Raw genomic sequence first — 16,032 nt, 5'->3', positions numbered from 1 at the left:
CGTCGACTGTCAGCCTCGCCCCGCCATGAACCGCCGAACTTGCTGGATCAGCGGCTCGACGTCATAGCTGCTGTAGAGGAGGGTCGCGTTCCGCATCGAGTCACCCTGGAAGAAGCGCTCGTAGAGCACCTGGCGCGAGCCGAAGGCGCTGCACGCCAGGTCCCAGGCCAGATGGAACAGCTGCACCCGCTCCCTGGCGCTGGCCGTATCCGTCTCCAGGTACTTCTCGATCTCCTTGCCTAGCGGCCCGGAGAAGTCGATCTCGCCCGGCAGGGCCATCAGGCTGCTGGAGCCGAGAAGCTGGATGATCTCCGCCATCCGCGGATACATGCGGATGAACAGGTTGCGGGCGACGGTGATCGGGGCTCGCGCCGGACACATCACCCCCCACTCGTCGAGCCCGGCGTTCACTTCGGCCGCACAGAGCAGCGCTTTGGTGACCTCCAGGTCCTCGATCAGCTCCGCCAGCATGGCCTGCACGTGGGTGGCGCTCTCCGAGCCGAGGGTCTTGACCACCAGGTTGGCCAGCCCCACGACGAACTCGCACTTCGCCACGTTCTTGGTCACCACCTGGTGCCCGGAGTGCGTGTACTGGTTGGTGGCCATCGCGAAGTTGTTGCAGAGGTCGGTGTCACCGTAGAGGAAGACGCGCTCCCAGGGCACCAGCACGTCGTCGAAGAAGACGATGGCATCCATCTCCTCGAAGCGAGAGCCCAGCGGATGATCGAAGTGGGAGCGGTCGAGGTCGTAGCTTTCGCGACAGAGGAACCGCAGGCCCGGCGCATCGCAGGGGATCGCGAAGGCAAAGGCGTAGCGGTCCAGCGCCGTTCCGGGCAGCCTGTGAGACCTGGAGGGATAGACGGCGATCTCGTCGGCCAGCGGCCCGAGCGTCGCCAGGACGCGAGGGCCGCGAACCACGAGCCCGGCATCGGTCTCCCGGACCACGGAGAGGGCGACGTCGGTCCGATCTTCGAGGAGCGTGCCCTGGGGAGCACGGTTCCGTTGCAGGTTGATCAGGGTATGGGTGAGGACCAAGTCCCGCTCCCGGACGTATTCGTAGTAATTGATGATGTTCCGCTTGAACTCCGGGCGGTTCCGCGCGAAGTAATCCCCGGCGCCGGCCATGGCCATGACGCTGACGTTCAGGAAGTCCGGCGTGCGGCCGAGCATGCCGAAACTCGTGTGCGCCCAGCGCGACATCATCACGCGCCGCCGCGCCAGGTCGTCGGAAGTCTTCGGGGTGATGAACGAAAGGCCGACGCGCTGGCCGGTGGTCGGTGACGTGTAGGTCATCTCATCACGGAGCGCCGGGTCGTGCTGCATGTCGTAGAGGGCCGCGACCGAACGCGCTCCATTGGCCAAACCGGGGAAGGTCGTCACGTCGTCGACGCGTCGGCCCCCGAGGTAGATCTCGCGACGCTGCTCCCGCAGTCCAGCGAGGTAGTCTTTTCCTGTGCGCGCTGGCATGGCCTTGACCTCCTCGATTCAGCTTTCACCCAGGCCGTATGAGCTCATTGCTAGGGCTTGAGGCCGCGCACATCAAGCCATATCACAAGGATGGTCCTCACGAGGTAGCGAACGGGACCCGCGGTGTATTGATCTCGACACATTGTCGTTGGATGGCGAGGGTCGCATGCTGAACCGAAACTCCAATGAAATCGATCCGTCTCTCCGACCATGCCCAGCAGCAGCTTCTGTTTCGCGGCTGCTCGGCGGCGGAAGTCACCGAGGCGATCCAGACGAGCGCGTGGGAGCCAGCCGAGCTCGGCCGCTTGCAGTGCCGACGAAACTTCCGGTTCGAGCGAGAATGGCACGGCATCTGGTGCACGACAAAGCAGGTCCGGCCGATCTTCGTCGACGAGGCTGAGGAGATCGTCGTCGTGACGGTTTACGTGTATTATTTCTCGGGGGAGCGTCGATGAGGATCACCTACGACCGTCACGTAGACGCCTTGTACTTCCGGTTCCGGGAGACGACCGTTACCACCAAGCACCTGGGAGGAGGCATCGCCGCGGACTACGACGCCCAGGGGCGGCTAGCGGGTATCGAAATCTTGGACGCCGCGAAGCGGCTCGGAGACCCGGGAGTGCTCCGGCAAGTCATCCTCGAAGGTATCGGCCCCGAGCGCGACTGACTCGTCACGTCGCCGGGCGCTTTCCCCCGTACGCCTCGCTCGGGCTATAGCGGCTGTCTTCGAAGATCAACTTCGCGCGCGCGTCCACGACGCGCTGCCAGTTGGCGAGCGCCGTCGGCGTGAACTCGCCGTCCGGCCGCGGCTCGTCGTCGAAGTTGCCGTAGGTGTCCCGGCCGCGCAGGAGCATGGCGGACTGGCGGACCCGCGCGGGCTTCGCCCAGGTCGGCAGCATCTCGACCAGCAGGAGGAAGCGGCGGTCGGGGCCGTGGTTCGTCGCGGAGCCGTGGACGAGGGAGTTGTGGAACATCGCCATCTCGCCGGGCCGGAGCGCGAAGTCCACCGCCTTCGACTCGTCGAACGCGTCCACGATGTACTGGCCGCGGGCGAGGATGCTCCGCGGGTCGTCGCTCTCCTCGTGACGCAGCACACCCCACGTGTGAGAGCCCGGGACGCCGCGCAGACATCCCTGCTCGCTGCCGCACTCCGAGAGCGCGAGGGCGCCGAGCACCACCGGCACCGCCGAGCCGTAGTGGGAGTCCTGATGCCAGCCGGCGAAGGTCTGGCCGTCGGCCTTCTTCACGCGCCACGCCATGCTCCAGCAGCGGAGGTCGGGCCCGATCAGGTCCTCGAACACGTCGAGGACGTGCGGGTCCTCGGCGATCTCGAGCACCCAGGGGCAGAGGAGATGGGACTTGGTCTTCATCTTCTTGATGTCGCGCACGCGCGCCTCGAGCGCCTCGAACCGCTCGCGGTAGTGGCGAGCGCGCTCGGCGCTCATCGCGCGCACGGGCCAGAGGCAGCCGTCGCGCTCGAACGCGCGCACCTGAGCGTCGGTCAGGACCTTGGGCATGCTCCAGCGCCTTCGTCCACGCGCGCGTTCCCGTCCCCGTTCGGGTTCACGCGCCAAGTATAGCGAGACGGCGAGCAGTGTATCGATCTTTGCACATTTGACAGTACCAGGAGGACGCCGTAGCTTGGTCGTGTGAAGCGCATAGTCATCACCACGCCTTATCCCTCCTGATAACGCCTTCCTGAACGTCCCGTACGAGGACCTGTTCCTGGCGTTCATTGCCGGTCTTTGCGGCTTCGGCCTGCGTCCTCGGGCAACGCTCGAGCTTCCAGGCCCTCGACAGCGCCTCGACCGGATCTTCGAACTGATCGGCGCCTGCCGTTACTCGTTTCATGATCTCAGCCGGGTTCAGCTGGCCGGGGGCGTGCCACGATTCAACATGCCCTTCGAATTGGGTCTCGCCGTGGCAATCGCGGCGCATCGCCACAAACGATATCAATGGTCGGTCTTCGAGGCGCGACCATATCGTTTCCAACGTTCCCTGAGCGATCTGAACGGAACCGATCCTTACGTTCACGGAGAACAACCCCGTCGGCTGCTTGTCGAGCTGAGCAACGCGTTAGTCAGGGCGCATAGGCGACCGACTCTGGACGGGCTCAACCGGGCGTATTTTTTCCTCCGTCGTGGCGCCCGTGCGATCAAACGCGAGTACGGCACCCTGTTCGGTGCCCGCGCATTCAGGGATCTGGTTGTGCTGGCGACGGACTATTCTGATCGCGAGCTGCGCCGAGCGTGAACACAATCAGCGAGCTGGACCGGCATCGCTACATGACGCTCTCGACCTTCCGCCGCAGCGGCGCGGAGGTGGCGACGCCCGTCTGGTTCGCGGCGGCCGGCGGGAAGCTCTACGTGTTCACGGCGGGCGACTCCGGCAAGGTCAAGCGCCTGCGGCATTCGTCGCGGGCGCGCGTCGCGCCCTCGGATGCGCGCGGGCGGGTACAGGGCGCGTGGCGGGACGCGACCGCGCGTCTCGTCACCGAGCCCACGGCGATCCAGCGGGCGCACGCGGCGCTGCGCGCGAAGTACGGCTGGCAGATGCGGCTCACCGACCTGTTCTCGCGGCTCGCGGGGCGCATCCGGCGCCGCGCGTGGATCGAGATCAGCGCCTGAGCCGTATCGAGACGCTGACATTGCCGGCGGAGCTCGCAACGTGCATGATGCGGGTCATGGGTCTGTTCCACGTCACCGCGCACCTGACCGGCCCCACGGGCCGGAGCGAGACCATCGAGGTCCTCGTGAACACGGGCGCCACGTTCCTCGTCATCCCGCGCGCACTCGCCGAGCGGCTCGAGCTGCGGGCGACCCGCACGTGTCCGATCCAGACAGCCGGCGGTCGCGAGGAGGCCTGGCCGCTCGCAGAAGTGAGGCTGCGATTGGACGGCCACGAGGTGACGACGCCCTGCCTGATCTCGGCTGATGGACCCGCGCTGCTCGGCGCCGTCGCCCTCGAGAGCCTTCTCCTGGCCGCCGATCCCGTCGGCCGGCGACTCGTGCCGGTCAAAGGCTTCGTCGGCGCGAGCCCGCGCTCAGTGGACGCTGCCGCCGCCGTCCACCAGGAGCGTCTGGCCCGTCATGAAGTCGCTCTCGTCTGACGCCAGAAACACGAGCGTCCCGACGAGATCCTCAGGCAGCTCGGCGCGCTTCAGCATCCGCGCCTCGACGTTGGCGCGCTTGCGGTCCTCGGAGATGTTCTTCTCGTTCTCGCCGCTCAGCGTGAAGCCCGGCGCGATCGCGTTCACGCGGATGCCGAACTCGCCCAGCTCGCGCGCGAGCGAGCGCGTGAACCCCACCACCCCGCCCTTCGACGTCGTGTAGTGGATGTAGTGCGGGACGCCCTTGAAGAAGGTGCTGGACGCGATGTTGACGATCTTGCCCTTGCCCTGCGCCTTCATCGCCGGGAACACCGCGCGCGCGCACAGAAAGAGCCCGCGGAGGTTGATCGCCATCACGCGGTCCCATTCTTCCACGGGGATCTCCATGAAGGGCCGGCGCTTGAGCGTGCCGTAGAGCGCGGCGTTGTTCACCAGCACGTCGATCCGGCCGAAGCGCGCGAGCGTCTCGGTGGCCAGGCGCTGCGTGTCGGCCTCGCGCGAGACGTCGCACGCGACGCCGAGGGCCTGCGCGCCGCGGGCCTCGACCTCGCCGACGGTCGGCTTCGGGTCGGCGATGTCCGCCACGACGACGCGCGCGCCCTCCGCGGCCACGCCCAGGCAGTACGCGCGCCCGATGCCCCTGGCGCCTCCGGTGACGATGACGACCTTGTCCTTGAGTCGCATTGGTCCCTCCTTGCGTCCAGGCCTCGGCCTCCACTAATAATGCCTCGGATCGAGGGCGTCGCGCAGCCCGTCGCCGAGGACGTTCAGCGCGCGCGCCCCAGATGAGGCGCGACAGCACGTCGCGCGCGGCCTCCTGGAGCTCGAGCTGGGCCTTCGTCTCGGCGAACGACACGTCAGCGTCCCTTGAACGCGGGCGCGCGCTTCTCGCGGAACGCCGCGACGCCTTCCCTGAAGTCGTCGGACGCGCTGCCCACCTCCGCCCAGCGCGTCTCCAGCTCCTGCGCCGTGGCCGGCCCGAGCCAATATTGCGCGCGCACGGTCTCCTTGACCGAGCGGAACGTGATCGGTGCGCCGCCCGCGACACGCAGGGCCAGCCGCGCCACCTCGGCGTCGAAGCTCGCGTCCGGGATGACGCGCGTGACGAGCCCGAGGTCGCGCGCCTCCTCCGCGCCCCAGTCCTCGCCGAGGATCAGCATGTCGAGCGTGCGGTTCCTGCCGATGTAGTGGGCGAGCCGGACCAGGCTCATGCCCCAGCTCGGCACGACCCCCAGATAGGCATCGCCGGTGCGGAACTTCGCCGTCGCGGACGCGAGGCGCACGTCGCACGCCATCGCGATGGCGAAGCCGCCGCCGATGCACCAGCCGCGGATCGCGGCCAGCACGGGCTTCGGGATCGTCTCGAGCCGGTCCACGACACGGCGCCCCAGCTCGCGGAACCGGTCGGCCTCGCCCGCGGCGCGCGGCCGCTCGCTCGACAGGTCGGCGCCGGCCGAGAACGCCCTGGTGCCCGAGCCCCTGAGCACGATGCACCGCGTCGCCTCGCGCGCTTCCAGCTCGTCGAGCGCCGCGAGCAGCTCCTGCATCAGGCCCGGCGAGACCGCATTGACCGGCGGGCGGTTCAGCGTGACGGTCGAGACGCCGTCGCGGTGCACGAGGTCGATCGTTTCGTAGGCCATCAGGCGCCCTCCATGACCCACAGACCATACAACAATTCGCGAGCGCCTTGACAACCGAGGACCGGGCCTCCAGAGTCCTGTCCGCATGCCCGTCTCCCACTTCGACCTCGTGCTCCGGCGCCCGCTGGCCGGCGGCCGCGCGTTCGGAGAGGTCGGTCCGTACGAGGAGCTGAAGGGGCGGCTCCGCTTCGCGATCGACCCGGCGCACCCGGCGAACGCGCGGATCACCGACGTCGAGCTGGCGCCGCGGAACCGCGACGGCCGCGTGGAATTCGCCGCCGACGTCTCGCTCCTGCTGCCGGTCGAGCGCGCCCGCGGCAACGGTCGCGTGATCCTCGACGTCGTGAACCGGGGCAACACCGTGACCGTGCCCAACTTCAACCACGCCACGCGCCCCGTGTTCGGGCCGGACAGCGACGCGCACCCGCCGATCGACGCCGGCGACGGGTTCCTGATGCGGCGGGGCTACGCGGTCGCCTCGTGCGGCTGGCAGTGCGACGTGCCGGAGCTCCCGGGCCTCTTCCGGCTCGGGGCGCCGGAGGCCCGCGACGCCGGCGGACGGCCCCTCCGCGGGCGGGTCTACGTGAACCTCCAGGCGCCCGAGCCCTTGCCCTCCTTCCTCCTCTCCGACCGCGGCCACCTCGCGTATCCCGCGGCCGACCCGGACGAGCGCGACGCGGTGCTGCTCGTGCGCGACCAGCTCGACGGCGAGCCGCGCACGATCCCGCGGGCGCGGTGGCGCTTCGCGCGCGCCGCGGACGGCCGCGTCGTCCCCGACGCGCGTCACGTCTGGCTCGAGGGCGGCTTCGAGAAGGGGCGGCTCTACCAGGTCGGGTACACCGCCGTCGGCGCGCTCGTCCTCGGCGTGAGCTTCGCCGCGCTGCGCGACTGCGCCTCGTGGCTCAAGCACGGCGGCGCGGACGAGGCGAACCCGGCCGCCGGGACGCTCCGGTGGGCGTACGCGTACGGGCGCTCGCAGACCGGCCGGCTCCTGCGCACGCTGGTCTACTGGGACCTGAACGCGGACGAGCAGGGCCGCGAGGCGCTCGACGGGATCATCGCGAACGTGGCGGGGGGGATGCGGGGCGAGTTCAACCAGCGCTACGGCCAGAACTCGAAGGACCGGCCCCAGATGATGGCCCACGTGCTTCCGTCCACCGGCGACGCGCTCCACCGGCGCCTCGACGCGCGCGCGAGCCGGCTCAAGGTCTTCTACACGAACACGTCGGCCGAATACCACCGCGGGGACGCCTCGCTCGTCCACGCCGACCCCGACGGCCTCCGCGACGTCGCGCACGGCCCGAACACGCGCGTATATCACTTCAGCGGCACCGAGCACGGGCTCGGCGTCTGGCCCCCGTCCGACACGAGCGTCGTAGCCGCCGACCCCGCCGGCTGGACCGAGCGCGCGCAGAACCTACGCGGCACGGTGAACTACGGGCGCCTGCTCCGCGCCTGCCTCGTGAACCTCGACCGCTGGGTCACGGAGGGCGTCGAGCCGCCGCCGAGCCGGCATCCGCGGGTCGACGACGGGAGCGCGGTGCCGGCCGACACGCTCGCGAAGACGTTCGACCGGATCCCCGGCGCGCGGTACCCGCGCCACCACGCGCGTCCGCGCCGTCTCGACTTCGGCGGCGACCCGGAGCTCCGCGCGCTCACGCAGGCACCACCGCGCGAGGGGCCGGCGCTCGGCTCGCTCGTCTCCGCGGTGGACGACGACGGCAACGAGGTGGCGGGCATCGCCCTGCCCGAAGTGCGCGTGCCGCTCGCGAGCCACACCGGCTGGAACCTGCGCCACCCCGACATCGGCGGCGCCGAGCAGCTCCTGGTGTTCGCGGGCGCGACGCTCCCATTCGCGCGCACGCGGCGCGAGCGTGAGGCCTCGGCCGACCCGCGGCCGTCGATCGGGGAGCGCTACGCCTCGCGCGACGTGTACCTGGAGCGCGTGCGCCGCGCGGCGCTCGACCTCGTCGGCGAGCGCTATCTCCTCGACGAGGACGTCGAGCTGTCGGTCACGCTCGCCGCCCGGATGTGGGACTGGCTCGCCGGCCGCGAGGACGCGGGGCGGCCCTGAGCGCGGGGGCTCAGGCCTTCGCGCGCCGGTAGCGGCGCAGGCCCTCCTCGCCGTAGTCCTGGAGGAGCGTCGCCGTGTGGGCGAGCGCCAGATCGTGCAGGCGGCGCAGCTCGGCGACGGGATGCTCGTGATCGTCCACGCGGAGGTCGTGGTACGGGCGCGGCGCGTCCGCCCAGACGAGCAGCGCGGCCGACTGCTTGCCGCGCTTGTCGCCGCCGGCCGCCTGCCCGGCCTCGAGCGCCCGCACGAGTCGCTCCGGCAGCTCGAGCGCCGTGGAGGCGGCAAACGTCCCGAGCATCGCGTCGAGCACCCCGGGCCCGACGAGGAGATTGCCGGCGACGCTGACGCCGTCGCCGGTGCGGTCACCGCACCACGGCCGGCACGTCGTCCCCGTGCGGGCGAAGGCGCCCGCGCGATCCACGCCGTGGACCTGACGCTGCTCGCGCTCGGGGTCGGCATCGAGGAGCCGCGGCAGCGCCGTGGCGAGCGGCGTGCCCTCGCCGAGCATCGCGAGCGCTCGGCGCCCGAGCTCCGTGTTCGTCTTGGCCTGCGTGGCGACGGCGCCGTCGGCGCTCACCCAGGGCACGACGGCGCCGACGGCGGGCCGGGCCGTCGCGACGGCGACGCCGAAGGCGCCCGTGCGCGGGCAGCGCGCGGCGATCGAGAAGGTGTTGAACTCCACCGCACGACGTTGTACCACAGAGCCAGATGGCACCGGGACGCCGAACCCGGCTGTTCACGAACCGCTTTGCGGTCCTCGCCCTCCTGTCCATCGCGGTCCTCGCCCTCTCGATGGCCTACGTCCTGTCCTCCCTCCTGGCCACGGCCGTCTCGGACTGGGAATGGGAGAACACCGCCGCCCTGGCCCGCCGCCAGGTCGAGCTCGCGAACCTGGCCCCGCTGTTCGCGCGAACGCTCGGGCCGGAGACGACACAGCGCTGGGGCCGGAGATTCGCCGGGCCTTCGCCGGGATCCCGGAAGTGACGCGGATCAAGATCTGGAATCCCGAGGCGACGGTGCTCTGGTCCGATGAGACACGGCTGATCGGCCAGCGCTTTCCCGAGAACGACGAGCTCCAGGAGGCGCTCACCGGCCGCGTCGCGATCGAGATCAAGTCCCTCACGCGGACCGAGAACGTCTACGAGCCCCACGGCGCCCGCCTGGCCGAGATCTACGTGCCGATCTTCTCGTCGACCGGGGCCGTCATCGGCGTGGTCGAGATCTACAAGACCCCGGCGAGGCTCTTCGCGACGATCCGTCGCGGCACGCTCCTGATCTGGTCGATCTCCCTGGCGGGCGGGGGCGTCCTGTTCCTGATCCTCCTGCCCCTCGTCAGAGAGGTCTACGGCCGGCAAGTCTGCGAGGAGGTCCTGGTCGAGCAGGCGGAGCGTCTCGAGCAGGACGTGGCGGCGCGAACGCGCGACCTGCGCGGAGCCCACACCCGCCTGCTCGAGGCCGACCGGGTCAAGTCGCAGTTCCTGGCCAGCATCTCGCACGAGCTCCGCACCCCGCTCAACTCGATCCTCGGCTTCACGAAGGTGCTGCTGAGGGGCACGGACCGCGAGCTGAGCGAGCAACAGGGGGGCTTCGTCCGCGCCATCGAGAAGAGCGGCACGTATCTCCTCCAGGTCGTCACCACGGTGCTGGAGGCGTCGCGCCTGCAATCCGCGAAGGTCGCGCCCGCGGCCGAAGCCTTCGATCTCCAGGCGCTCGCCGCGGAATGCCTCGACTCGGCCCGCGTCCTGGCCACGGGGAAGCCGCTGACCGTCGAGGCGGCGATCGCGCCCGACGTCAGGACCATTCACGGGGATCCGGCGATGGTGAGGCAGATCCTCATGAGCCTCCTGTCGAACGCGATTCGATTCACGCCCCAGGGACGCGTGCTCCTGGACGTGCGGCTGGAGCCCGGGTGGGTCCATTTCAGGCTCGAGGACAGCGGCGTCGGCATCCGGCCTGAAGACGTGCCGCGCGTGTTCGAGCCGTTCGTCCGCCTGGAGCCCGCGATCGAGACTGACGAGGGCGGCAGCGGGCTCGGGCTCTCGGTGACGAAGACCCTCGTCGAGCTCCACGGGGGACGGATCTGGGTCGAGAGCCGGCAGCACGTCGGGTCCACCTTCCACGTCACGCTGCCGCGACCGGATCCGGCCGCCGACGCCTCGCGGTAGCGCTCCGTCCCGCCGACCCCCGGCTCCGCCGGGTATCAGCGCGCGCCGGCGCGCGGGTCGAGCGCGTCGCGCAGGGCGTCGCCCACCAGGTTGAGCGCCAGGACGACGGTGGACCCCCGGACCGCCAACCGCCGAATCGCGAGGTAGTTCCCCACCTCCCCCTTCGGGCCGTGACGCTGCGCGCGGGGCAATTTTCGTGACGCGCGTGGCGCCGTGTTACTTTCGAGTTGCGGCCATGGAGCGCAGCACCGAGCGGTTCCTCACGACCCACACCGGCAGCCTGCCGAGGCCCGACGACCTGATCCGCCTGATGTTCGCCAAGGAGGAGGGCGTGCCGGTCGAGCCGGCGGCGCTCGCCGCGCGCATCCGGTCCGCGGTGGCGGAGGTGGTCCGTCGGCAGGCGGAGGCCGGCGTGGACGTCGTCGGCGACGGCGAGCAGAGCAAGCCGAGCTACGCGACGTACGTCAAGGACCGTCTCGACGGCTTCGGCGGCGCCAGCCATCCGCTCCAGTACCAGGACCTCGTCGACTTCCCCGGGATGGCGAAGCGTGTGTTCGGCGATCCCGGGCGCGCGCGCCGCAAGACGCCCGCCTGCACGGGCCCGATCGGCGTGCGCGACACCCGCGCGGCGCAGGCCGACGCGGAGAACCTCCGGACGGCGCTCGGCGGCGTGAAGGCTCGGGAGGGCTTCATGACGGCCGCGTCCCCCGGGGTCATCTCCCTCTTCTTCCGCGACGACCACTACGGGAGCCACGAGGCGTACCTGGCGGCGATCGCCGACGCGATGAAGCACGAGTACGAGACCGTCGCGAAGGCCGGGTTCGTCCTCCAGATCGACTGCCCGGACCTCGCGATGGGGCGCCACATCCAGTTCGCCGGCCTGAGCCTCGCCGAGTTCCGCCGGATGGCCCGCCTGCACGTCGAGGCGCTCAACCACGCCGTCGCCGCCATCGCGCCCGACCGCCTCCGCCTGCACCTCTGCTGGGGCAACTACGAGGGACCGCACCACTACGACGTGCCGCTGGCGGACATCCTCGACGTCGTCTTCACCGCGCGGCCGAGCGCCATCTCGTTCGAGGCCGCGAACCCGCGGCACGCGCACGAGTGGCGGGTGTTCGAGCGCGTCAAGCTGCCCGACGGCCGGATCATCATCCCCGGCGTCCTCGACTCGACGACCAACTTCATCGAGCATCCCGAGCTCGTCGCCGAGCGCATCGCGCGCTACGCGCGCCTCGTCGGCCGCGAGAACGTCATCGCGGGAACGGACTGCGGATTCGGCACCTGGGTCGGTCAGGCGGCCGTGGATGCCGACATCGTGTGGGCCAAGCTCAAGAGCATGGCCGAGGGCGCGCGCCTCGCGTCCCAGGAGTTCTGGTAGTGCACCCGGCGTGTCAGGTCGTCATGACTCCGCCCGCCGTAAGATCGCGGGAACACGCACGGCGTACGTCCGGTATCACCCTTGCACGCCCACGGGCTGGACGATCACCCCTCGCCAAGGAGAGCGGCATGCGACGAATCGGACTTCTGCTGATGGCCGTGGCCCTCGCCGGCTGCGGCGCGACGACGATGACCACGACGAGGGCGATCGACCCGCAGGCGGCCGTGGACGTCTCCGGCACGTGGGATGGAACGTGGAGCACGGTCGACGCCTTCCGCTACGGGCGCAGCGACGGTGCGCGCGCCAAGCTCGTCCAGCAGGGGGGGCGCGGCGGCGGGCGGCTCACGCTGCAGACCACCGGCCTCGCGCTCTCGGTGCCGGAGCCCGTGCGTGATCTCGGGCTCACCGGCGTGCGCGTGGAGTTCGAGGTCTCGGGCCACGACGTCGTCATGCGCGGCGGCCACGTCTTCACCGCCGATCTCAAGGTCGAGGGCGACCGCATGGTCGGCTACCTCCGCGACGCGGAGCCAGCGGTGAGGCTCGTGCTGACGCGGGTCCCGCCGCCGGTCGCCGCCGCCGCCGCGCCGATGCCGCCTCCTGCGGCTCCAGCGGCCCCCGCGCCCGAGCCGGTCGCTCCCGAGCCGCCGAAAGCACCGGAACCCGTCGCTCCAGAGCCGCCGAAGGCGCCCGAGCCCGTCGCCGCCCTGCCGGAGCCGCCCAAGGAACCGGCGCCGCCGGAGCCCGTCCGGCCCGAGCCGAAGGAGTTCGCGGGGGTCGAGCAGGTGAAGCCGATCTACTTCGACTTCGACAAGTCCGCCATCCGGCCGGACGACGCGCAGATCCTCGAGGCAGCCGTCGAGTGGCTCAAGACGAACGCGGAGATGGTCGTGCTGATCGAGGGCCACACGGACGAGCGCGGCAGCGCCGCGTACAACGTGGCGCTCGGCGAGCGCCGGGCGCTCGCGGCGCGCGACTATCTGATCGCCAACGGCATCGAGGCCGACCGCATCTCGACCGTGAGCCTCGGGAACGAGCAGCGGGCCTGCATGGAGACCTCCGAGGAGTGCTGGGCGAAGAACCGGCGGGTCGTGTTCCTCGTGAAGCCGCGCTGAACTGTCGGTAGCCCCCGTCGTTGACAACCGCGGCGGGGCGGCTTACCGTCTGCGCAAGCGCTCGCATTCAGAGGAGGACGCCGACGTGGGCGAGATCCTCGGCCTCGGCCTGACGCACTACCCCCCGCTCATCGGTCTGGACGAGAACATGGCCGGCATCCTCCGCACGGTCCTCGGCGACCCGGGGCTACCGGAGCGCTACCGCGACCCCGCGGGCTGGCCCGCGCCGATGCGCCGCGAATACGGGGACGACGGCGGCACGACGGCCGCTGCCGCGCACCGCGCGAGCCTCGTCCGCCACTTCCGTCACGCCCGGAAGACCCTCGACGAGTTCCGCCCGGACATGGTGATCATCTGGGGCGACGACCAGCACGAGAACTTCACGGACGACATCATCCCGCCCTTCTGCGTCCTCGCCTACGACCAGGTCGAGGCCCGGCACCGTCAGCGGGACATCGCCGCGCCCAACGTCTGGGGTGAGGGACCGGACACGGTCTTCCGGATCAAGGGCCACCGCGAAGCCGGCAAGTACCTGACGCGTCGGCTGCTGGAGCAGGGCGTGGACATGGCGTACGCCTACAAGCCCCTTCACCACACGGGGCTGGCTCACGCGTTCCTGAACACGATCCTGTACCTGGACTACGACCGGGTCGGCTTTCCCTATCCCGTCGTCGCCTTCCAGGTGAACTGCTATGGCCGCCGCGTGATCGCCCAGCGCGGCTACCGCGGCAGCCTGGCCAACCCGCTGCCGGACGACGCGCTCGACCCGCCGTCGCCCACGCCGAAGCGGTGCATGGAAGTCGGCGCGGCCGCCGCACGCGCGATGCGCGAGAGTCCCTGGCGCGCGGCCCTGATCGCCTCGTCGAGCTGGTCGCACGCCTTCCTGACGGACAAGCACCACCAGCTCTACCCCGACATCGAGGCGGACCGGCGGCTCTACGAGGCGCTGCGGGTCGGCGACTACGAGACCTGGCGCGCCACGCCGCTCGCCGCCGTCGAGGCGTCGGGGCAGCAGGAAATGCTCAACTGGTTCATGCTCGCCGGCGCGATGGAGGAACTGGGCCGGAAGCCGGACGAGTGCGAGTTCATCGAGACCTGGTCGTTCAACTCCAACAAGTGCTTCGCCGTGTTCAAGCCGTGACCGTCACGCGGTCAAAAGCCTGGGGGGTCGCCCCAGGCTTTTGATTTGCGGGCTCTGCCGGCGGCGCCGGTCGGCGAGCTACTGCTCGGGGCTGGCCAGCTCGTCCGAGGCGCTCCGCACCACCATGAGCCGCGCGGGCCGCCCGTTCCGCTTCTCCACGCTGACGATGTCCCCCTCGTGGACCTTGCTCAGGTCGGCCTTGGACACGGACATCCAGCGCCGGTGTTCGGCACACATGAACGTGCCGGCCTGCCTGTCTGTCCGCAGGACCGTCATGCGCGTCTGCTGCAGGCGCTCCGTGAGGGTCTCCGCCCCTGCAACCGACGCCGCCAGTGAGAGAACCGCCGCACCGATCGACAGCACTCGGGTCCGCATCGTCGTCCTCCTCTCGGTCCGGTCATCGAGGTCCCTGAACCGCGCTCGCCGACTGGACGCGGTCGAGAGCAACTCGAGTGCCACCCGCTAACCGATTGGAATGACGGTGTAGTTGGGACGAAGAAGTTCGGGCGCGACCCCCGCTTCGCCCGAGGGGACGGCGTTATGCCCGACCCCGACATGAGACGCGGGCGGCCGCGTCTCGCGCCGGGGAACGATGGGATCATGTCGGCAGCGCGCCGAAGAAGCCCGTGATGCGCGCGAGCCGCCCGTCGGACACGAGCCCGCCGACGTCGATGCCGGCCACCACGACGGCGCCGTCGGGCGCCACGAGCTCCCACGCGAAGCGGAGCTCGGCGTGGTGCGTGTCGACGCCGCTGACCCGGCGGAAGCGGTGGCCGGGGAACTTGGCGTGCACGCCCGCGACCACGTCGCCGAGGGCTGCGTGGCCCTCGGCCTCCAGCATCGGATCGACGTAGCGGCCGTCGCGCACGAAGGCCCGCTCGATGCGCTCGGCCCGGCGCGCCGGGTCGGTCTCGTTCCACATCGCCAGATACGTGTCGACCGTCTTCGTGACGTCACTCATCTGACACCTCCCTGGGTTGGGTGCGTGCTCGAGCGCTGCGGATGATGGCGATCAGGACTCCGGTCTCGTAGAGCTCCTCGGCGAGGAAGATCGCGCCGAAGACGAGCAGCCCCGTCTGGGCGGCGAGGAGCCCGAGGGCGGAGGTACCCGCGACGACCGCGACGACGCAGCCGCGGATGCCCCGGACGAGCGGGAGCGGCTCGGCGTGACGCACGCCCCGCACGACCTGCCGGCCCCCGCGCGCGGCCGCGAACAGGCCGAGGAGCGCCAGCAGCGCGGCGACGATCTGGTTCAGCGGAGGCTCGTAGAGGTGGCCCATCGCGGCTCCTAGCCTGGATTATTCACGAAGGATGAAAGAGAAGAGCCACCGAGTCTCTCGCAGGTGCTATAGAAGCGGTGTCTGGACGCTTCAAGGCACGCACACGAGGAGGCTCGATGGCTACAGAGTGTATAGCGCAGGTCACGTTCAAGTTCGAGCCCAAAGGCAAGCCGATCGTCGCCACCTTTGACACGGAGTACGCCAGCTCCGACGGCGGCGCGGTCCTGCTCAAGGGGATCGACACCCAGTTCGGGCTGACCAAGCGCTTGGCCGCGTGCCTGGCGGATGGCCGCCAGCCGGGCAAGGTTCAGCATCAGACGGTCGAGTTGCTCCGGCAACGCGTCTTCGGTCTCGCCTGCGGCTACGTCGACTGCAACGATGCCGCCCGGCTGGCCGACGATGCGATCCACAAGCTCCTGGTCGAGCGCGATCCGATCGCCGGCCCGGCCCTGGCCTCGCAGCCCACGCTCTCGCGGTTCGAGAATGCCGTGGGGCGGCGCGAGTTGCTCGCGATGGGGCACGTCCTGGCCGACACCGTGATCGCGCACCATCGGCGGCGGCTCAAGGGGCGGGCCGCCCGCATCACCATCGACCTGGATCCGACCGACGATCCCACTCACGGCCAGCAGGAGTTCACCTTCTTCAATGGCCACTACGACACCTGGT

The 16,032-nt window shown here is 70.3% G+C and carries 20 protein-coding genes; 11 read left to right on the top strand and 9 right to left on the bottom strand.

Annotated elements, in window-relative coordinates:
• Positions 1 to 9: 9 nt before the first annotated feature.
• The gene (hpaB, locus tag VKG64_11995; protein HKB25762.1) at positions 10 to 1,467 is read right to left on the bottom strand and encodes a 4-hydroxyphenylacetate 3-monooxygenase, oxygenase component; all 1,458 of its coding nucleotides are present in this window, start codon (positions 1,465 to 1,467) and stop codon (positions 10 to 12) included.
• A gap of 185 nt (positions 1,468 to 1,652) precedes the next feature.
• Here hpaB and VKG64_11990 point away from each other — a divergent pair, with 185 nt between their 5' ends.
• Both VKG64_11990 and VKG64_11985 read left to right on the top strand, forming a co-directional pair.
• The gene (locus VKG64_11990) at positions 1,653 to 1,922 is read left to right on the top strand and encodes a hypothetical protein (GenBank protein HKB25761.1); all 270 of its coding nucleotides are present in this window, start codon (positions 1,653 to 1,655) and stop codon (positions 1,920 to 1,922) included.
• Positions 1,919 to 2,134 carry a DUF2283 domain-containing protein gene (locus tag VKG64_11985; GenBank protein ID HKB25760.1) on the top strand — a complete coding sequence of 72 codons (216 nt, stop codon included), beginning with the start codon at positions 1,919 to 1,921 and terminating at the stop codon, positions 2,132 to 2,134. The genes VKG64_11990 and VKG64_11985 overlap by 4 nt, the downstream gene beginning before the upstream one ends.
• Positions 2,135 to 2,138: 4 nt before the next feature.
• Here the strand turns inward: VKG64_11985 and VKG64_11980 are convergent, their stop codons facing one another.
• Positions 2,139 to 2,984 carry a phytanoyl-CoA dioxygenase family protein gene (locus VKG64_11980; protein ID HKB25759.1) on the bottom strand — a complete coding sequence of 282 codons (846 nt, stop codon included), beginning with the start codon at positions 2,982 to 2,984 and terminating at the stop codon, positions 2,139 to 2,141.
• 148 nt (positions 2,985 to 3,132) lie between these two features.
• Positions 3,133 to 3,501: a hypothetical protein gene (locus VKG64_11975; GenBank protein HKB25758.1), complete on the bottom strand. Its 369-nt coding sequence runs from the start codon at positions 3,499 to 3,501 to the stop codon at positions 3,133 to 3,135.
• 215 nt (positions 3,502 to 3,716) lie between these two features.
• Here VKG64_11975 and VKG64_11970 point away from each other — a divergent pair, with 215 nt between their 5' ends.
• Together VKG64_11970 and VKG64_11965 are read left to right on the top strand one after the other, a co-directional pair.
• Positions 3,717 to 4,094: a PPOX class F420-dependent oxidoreductase gene (locus VKG64_11970; protein ID HKB25757.1), complete on the top strand. Its 378-nt coding sequence runs from the start codon at positions 3,717 to 3,719 to the stop codon at positions 4,092 to 4,094.
• Between the two features lie 56 nt (positions 4,095 to 4,150).
• Complete coding sequence (locus VKG64_11965; protein ID HKB25756.1) at positions 4,151 to 4,576, top strand: retroviral-like aspartic protease family protein; 426 nt, start codon at positions 4,151 to 4,153, stop codon at positions 4,574 to 4,576.
• On the opposite strand, the gene VKG64_11960 is transcribed toward VKG64_11965, so the two are convergent.
• Both VKG64_11960 and VKG64_11955 read right to left on the bottom strand, forming a co-directional pair.
• Positions 4,511 to 5,260 carry a 3-oxoacyl-ACP reductase family protein gene (locus VKG64_11960; GenBank protein ID HKB25755.1) on the bottom strand — a complete coding sequence of 250 codons (750 nt, stop codon included), beginning with the start codon at positions 5,258 to 5,260 and terminating at the stop codon, positions 4,511 to 4,513. The two genes, VKG64_11965 and VKG64_11960, sit on opposite strands and share 66 nt — an antisense overlap.
• A 173-nt stretch (positions 5,261 to 5,433) precedes the next feature.
• The gene (locus tag VKG64_11955; protein ID HKB25754.1) at positions 5,434 to 6,216 is read right to left on the bottom strand and encodes an enoyl-CoA hydratase/isomerase family protein; all 783 of its coding nucleotides are present in this window, start codon (positions 6,214 to 6,216) and stop codon (positions 5,434 to 5,436) included.
• A gap of 85 nt (positions 6,217 to 6,301) precedes the next feature.
• Between VKG64_11955 and VKG64_11950 the strand changes: the two genes are divergently transcribed.
• Positions 6,302 to 8,290, top strand: a complete 1,989-nt coding sequence (locus VKG64_11950; GenBank protein ID HKB25753.1) for an alpha/beta hydrolase domain-containing protein — start codon at positions 6,302 to 6,304, stop codon at positions 8,288 to 8,290.
• A 10-nt stretch (positions 8,291 to 8,300) separates the two neighbouring features.
• On the opposite strand, the gene VKG64_11945 is transcribed toward VKG64_11950, so the two are convergent.
• Positions 8,301 to 8,972, bottom strand: coding sequence for a DUF1028 domain-containing protein (locus VKG64_11945; protein ID HKB25752.1), 672 nt, complete (start codon positions 8,970 to 8,972; stop codon positions 8,301 to 8,303).
• Positions 8,973 to 8,998: 26 nt separating this feature from the next.
• Between VKG64_11945 and VKG64_11940 the strand changes: the two genes are divergently transcribed.
• From VKG64_11940 to VKG64_11920, 5 genes are all read left to right on the top strand, one after another.
• Positions 8,999 to 9,274 (top strand): hypothetical protein, encoded by a 276-nt coding sequence (locus tag VKG64_11940; protein ID HKB25751.1) that lies wholly within the window; start codon positions 8,999 to 9,001, stop codon positions 9,272 to 9,274.
• A complete protein-coding gene (locus tag VKG64_11935; protein HKB25750.1) occupies positions 9,271 to 10,455 on the top strand; it encodes a HAMP domain-containing sensor histidine kinase in 1,185 nt (394 codons plus the stop codon). Before VKG64_11940 ends, VKG64_11935 begins: the two co-directional genes overlap by 4 nt.
• Before the next feature lie 235 nt (positions 10,456 to 10,690).
• On the top strand, positions 10,691 to 11,833 hold the full coding sequence (locus tag VKG64_11930; GenBank protein HKB25749.1) for a cobalamin-independent methionine synthase II family protein: 1,143 nt from the start codon (positions 10,691 to 10,693) through the stop codon (positions 11,831 to 11,833).
• A gap of 128 nt (positions 11,834 to 11,961) precedes the next feature.
• A complete protein-coding gene (locus tag VKG64_11925) occupies positions 11,962 to 12,945 on the top strand; it encodes an OmpA family protein (protein HKB25748.1) in 984 nt (327 codons plus the stop codon).
• 85 nt (positions 12,946 to 13,030) lie between these two features.
• Positions 13,031 to 14,086, top strand: a complete 1,056-nt coding sequence (locus VKG64_11920) for an extradiol ring-cleavage dioxygenase (GenBank protein HKB25747.1) — start codon at positions 13,031 to 13,033, stop codon at positions 14,084 to 14,086.
• 78 nt (positions 14,087 to 14,164) lie between these two features.
• On the opposite strand, the gene VKG64_11915 is transcribed toward VKG64_11920, so the two are convergent.
• The 3 genes from VKG64_11915 to VKG64_11905 form a co-directional block, all read right to left on the bottom strand.
• The gene (locus VKG64_11915) at positions 14,165 to 14,461 is read right to left on the bottom strand and encodes a hypothetical protein (protein ID HKB25746.1); all 297 of its coding nucleotides are present in this window, start codon (positions 14,459 to 14,461) and stop codon (positions 14,165 to 14,167) included.
• A 223-nt stretch (positions 14,462 to 14,684) separates the two neighbouring features.
• Positions 14,685 to 15,047: a nuclear transport factor 2 family protein gene (locus VKG64_11910; protein ID HKB25745.1), complete on the bottom strand. Its 363-nt coding sequence runs from the start codon at positions 15,045 to 15,047 to the stop codon at positions 14,685 to 14,687.
• The gene (locus VKG64_11905; GenBank protein HKB25744.1) at positions 15,040 to 15,366 is read right to left on the bottom strand and encodes a hypothetical protein; all 327 of its coding nucleotides are present in this window, start codon (positions 15,364 to 15,366) and stop codon (positions 15,040 to 15,042) included. Before VKG64_11905 ends, VKG64_11910 begins: the two co-directional genes overlap by 8 nt.
• A 116-nt stretch (positions 15,367 to 15,482) precedes the next feature.
• Here VKG64_11905 and VKG64_11900 point away from each other — a divergent pair.
• On the top strand, positions 15,483 to 16,032 hold a 550-nt coding region (locus VKG64_11900; GenBank protein HKB25743.1), incomplete at its 3' end, for a transposase.

The sequence above is a fragment of the Candidatus Methylomirabilota bacterium genome, from assembly GCA_035260325.1.
Classification (GTDB): Bacteria; Methylomirabilota; Methylomirabilia; order Rokubacteriales; family CSP1-6; genus AR19.
This window is presented reverse-complemented; position numbering and strand designations above follow the sequence as displayed.

Coding starts and splice junctions, on each gene's coding strand:
- hpaB (HKB25762.1), bottom strand. CDS start 1,467: ATGCCAGCGCGCACAGGAAAAGACTACCTCGCTGGACTGCGGGAGCAG.
- VKG64_11990 (HKB25761.1), top strand. CDS start 1,653: ATGAAATCGATCCGTCTCTCCGACCATGCCCAGCAGCAGCTTCTGTTT.
- VKG64_11985 (HKB25760.1), top strand. CDS start 1,919: ATGAGGATCACCTACGACCGTCACGTAGACGCCTTGTACTTCCGGTTC.
- VKG64_11980 (HKB25759.1), bottom strand. CDS start 2,984: ATGCCCAAGGTCCTGACCGACGCTCAGGTGCGCGCGTTCGAGCGCGAC.
- VKG64_11965 (HKB25756.1), top strand. CDS start 4,151: ATGGGTCTGTTCCACGTCACCGCGCACCTGACCGGCCCCACGGGCCGG.
- VKG64_11960 (HKB25755.1), bottom strand. CDS start 5,260: ATGCGACTCAAGGACAAGGTCGTCATCGTCACCGGAGGCGCCAGGGGC.
- VKG64_11955 (HKB25754.1), bottom strand. CDS start 6,216: ATGGCCTACGAAACGATCGACCTCGTGCACCGCGACGGCGTCTCGACC.
- VKG64_11950 (HKB25753.1), top strand. CDS start 6,302: ATGCCCGTCTCCCACTTCGACCTCGTGCTCCGGCGCCCGCTGGCCGGC.
- VKG64_11940 (HKB25751.1), top strand. CDS start 8,999: ATGGCACCGGGACGCCGAACCCGGCTGTTCACGAACCGCTTTGCGGTC.
- VKG64_11930 (HKB25749.1), top strand. CDS start 10,691: ATGGAGCGCAGCACCGAGCGGTTCCTCACGACCCACACCGGCAGCCTG.
- VKG64_11925 (HKB25748.1), top strand. CDS start 11,962: ATGCGACGAATCGGACTTCTGCTGATGGCCGTGGCCCTCGCCGGCTGC.
- VKG64_11915 (HKB25746.1), bottom strand. CDS start 14,461: ATGCGGACCCGAGTGCTGTCGATCGGTGCGGCGGTTCTCTCACTGGCG.
- VKG64_11910 (HKB25745.1), bottom strand. CDS start 15,047: ATGAGTGACGTCACGAAGACGGTCGACACGTATCTGGCGATGTGGAAC.
- VKG64_11905 (HKB25744.1), bottom strand. CDS start 15,366: ATGGGCCACCTCTACGAGCCTCCGCTGAACCAGATCGTCGCCGCGCTG.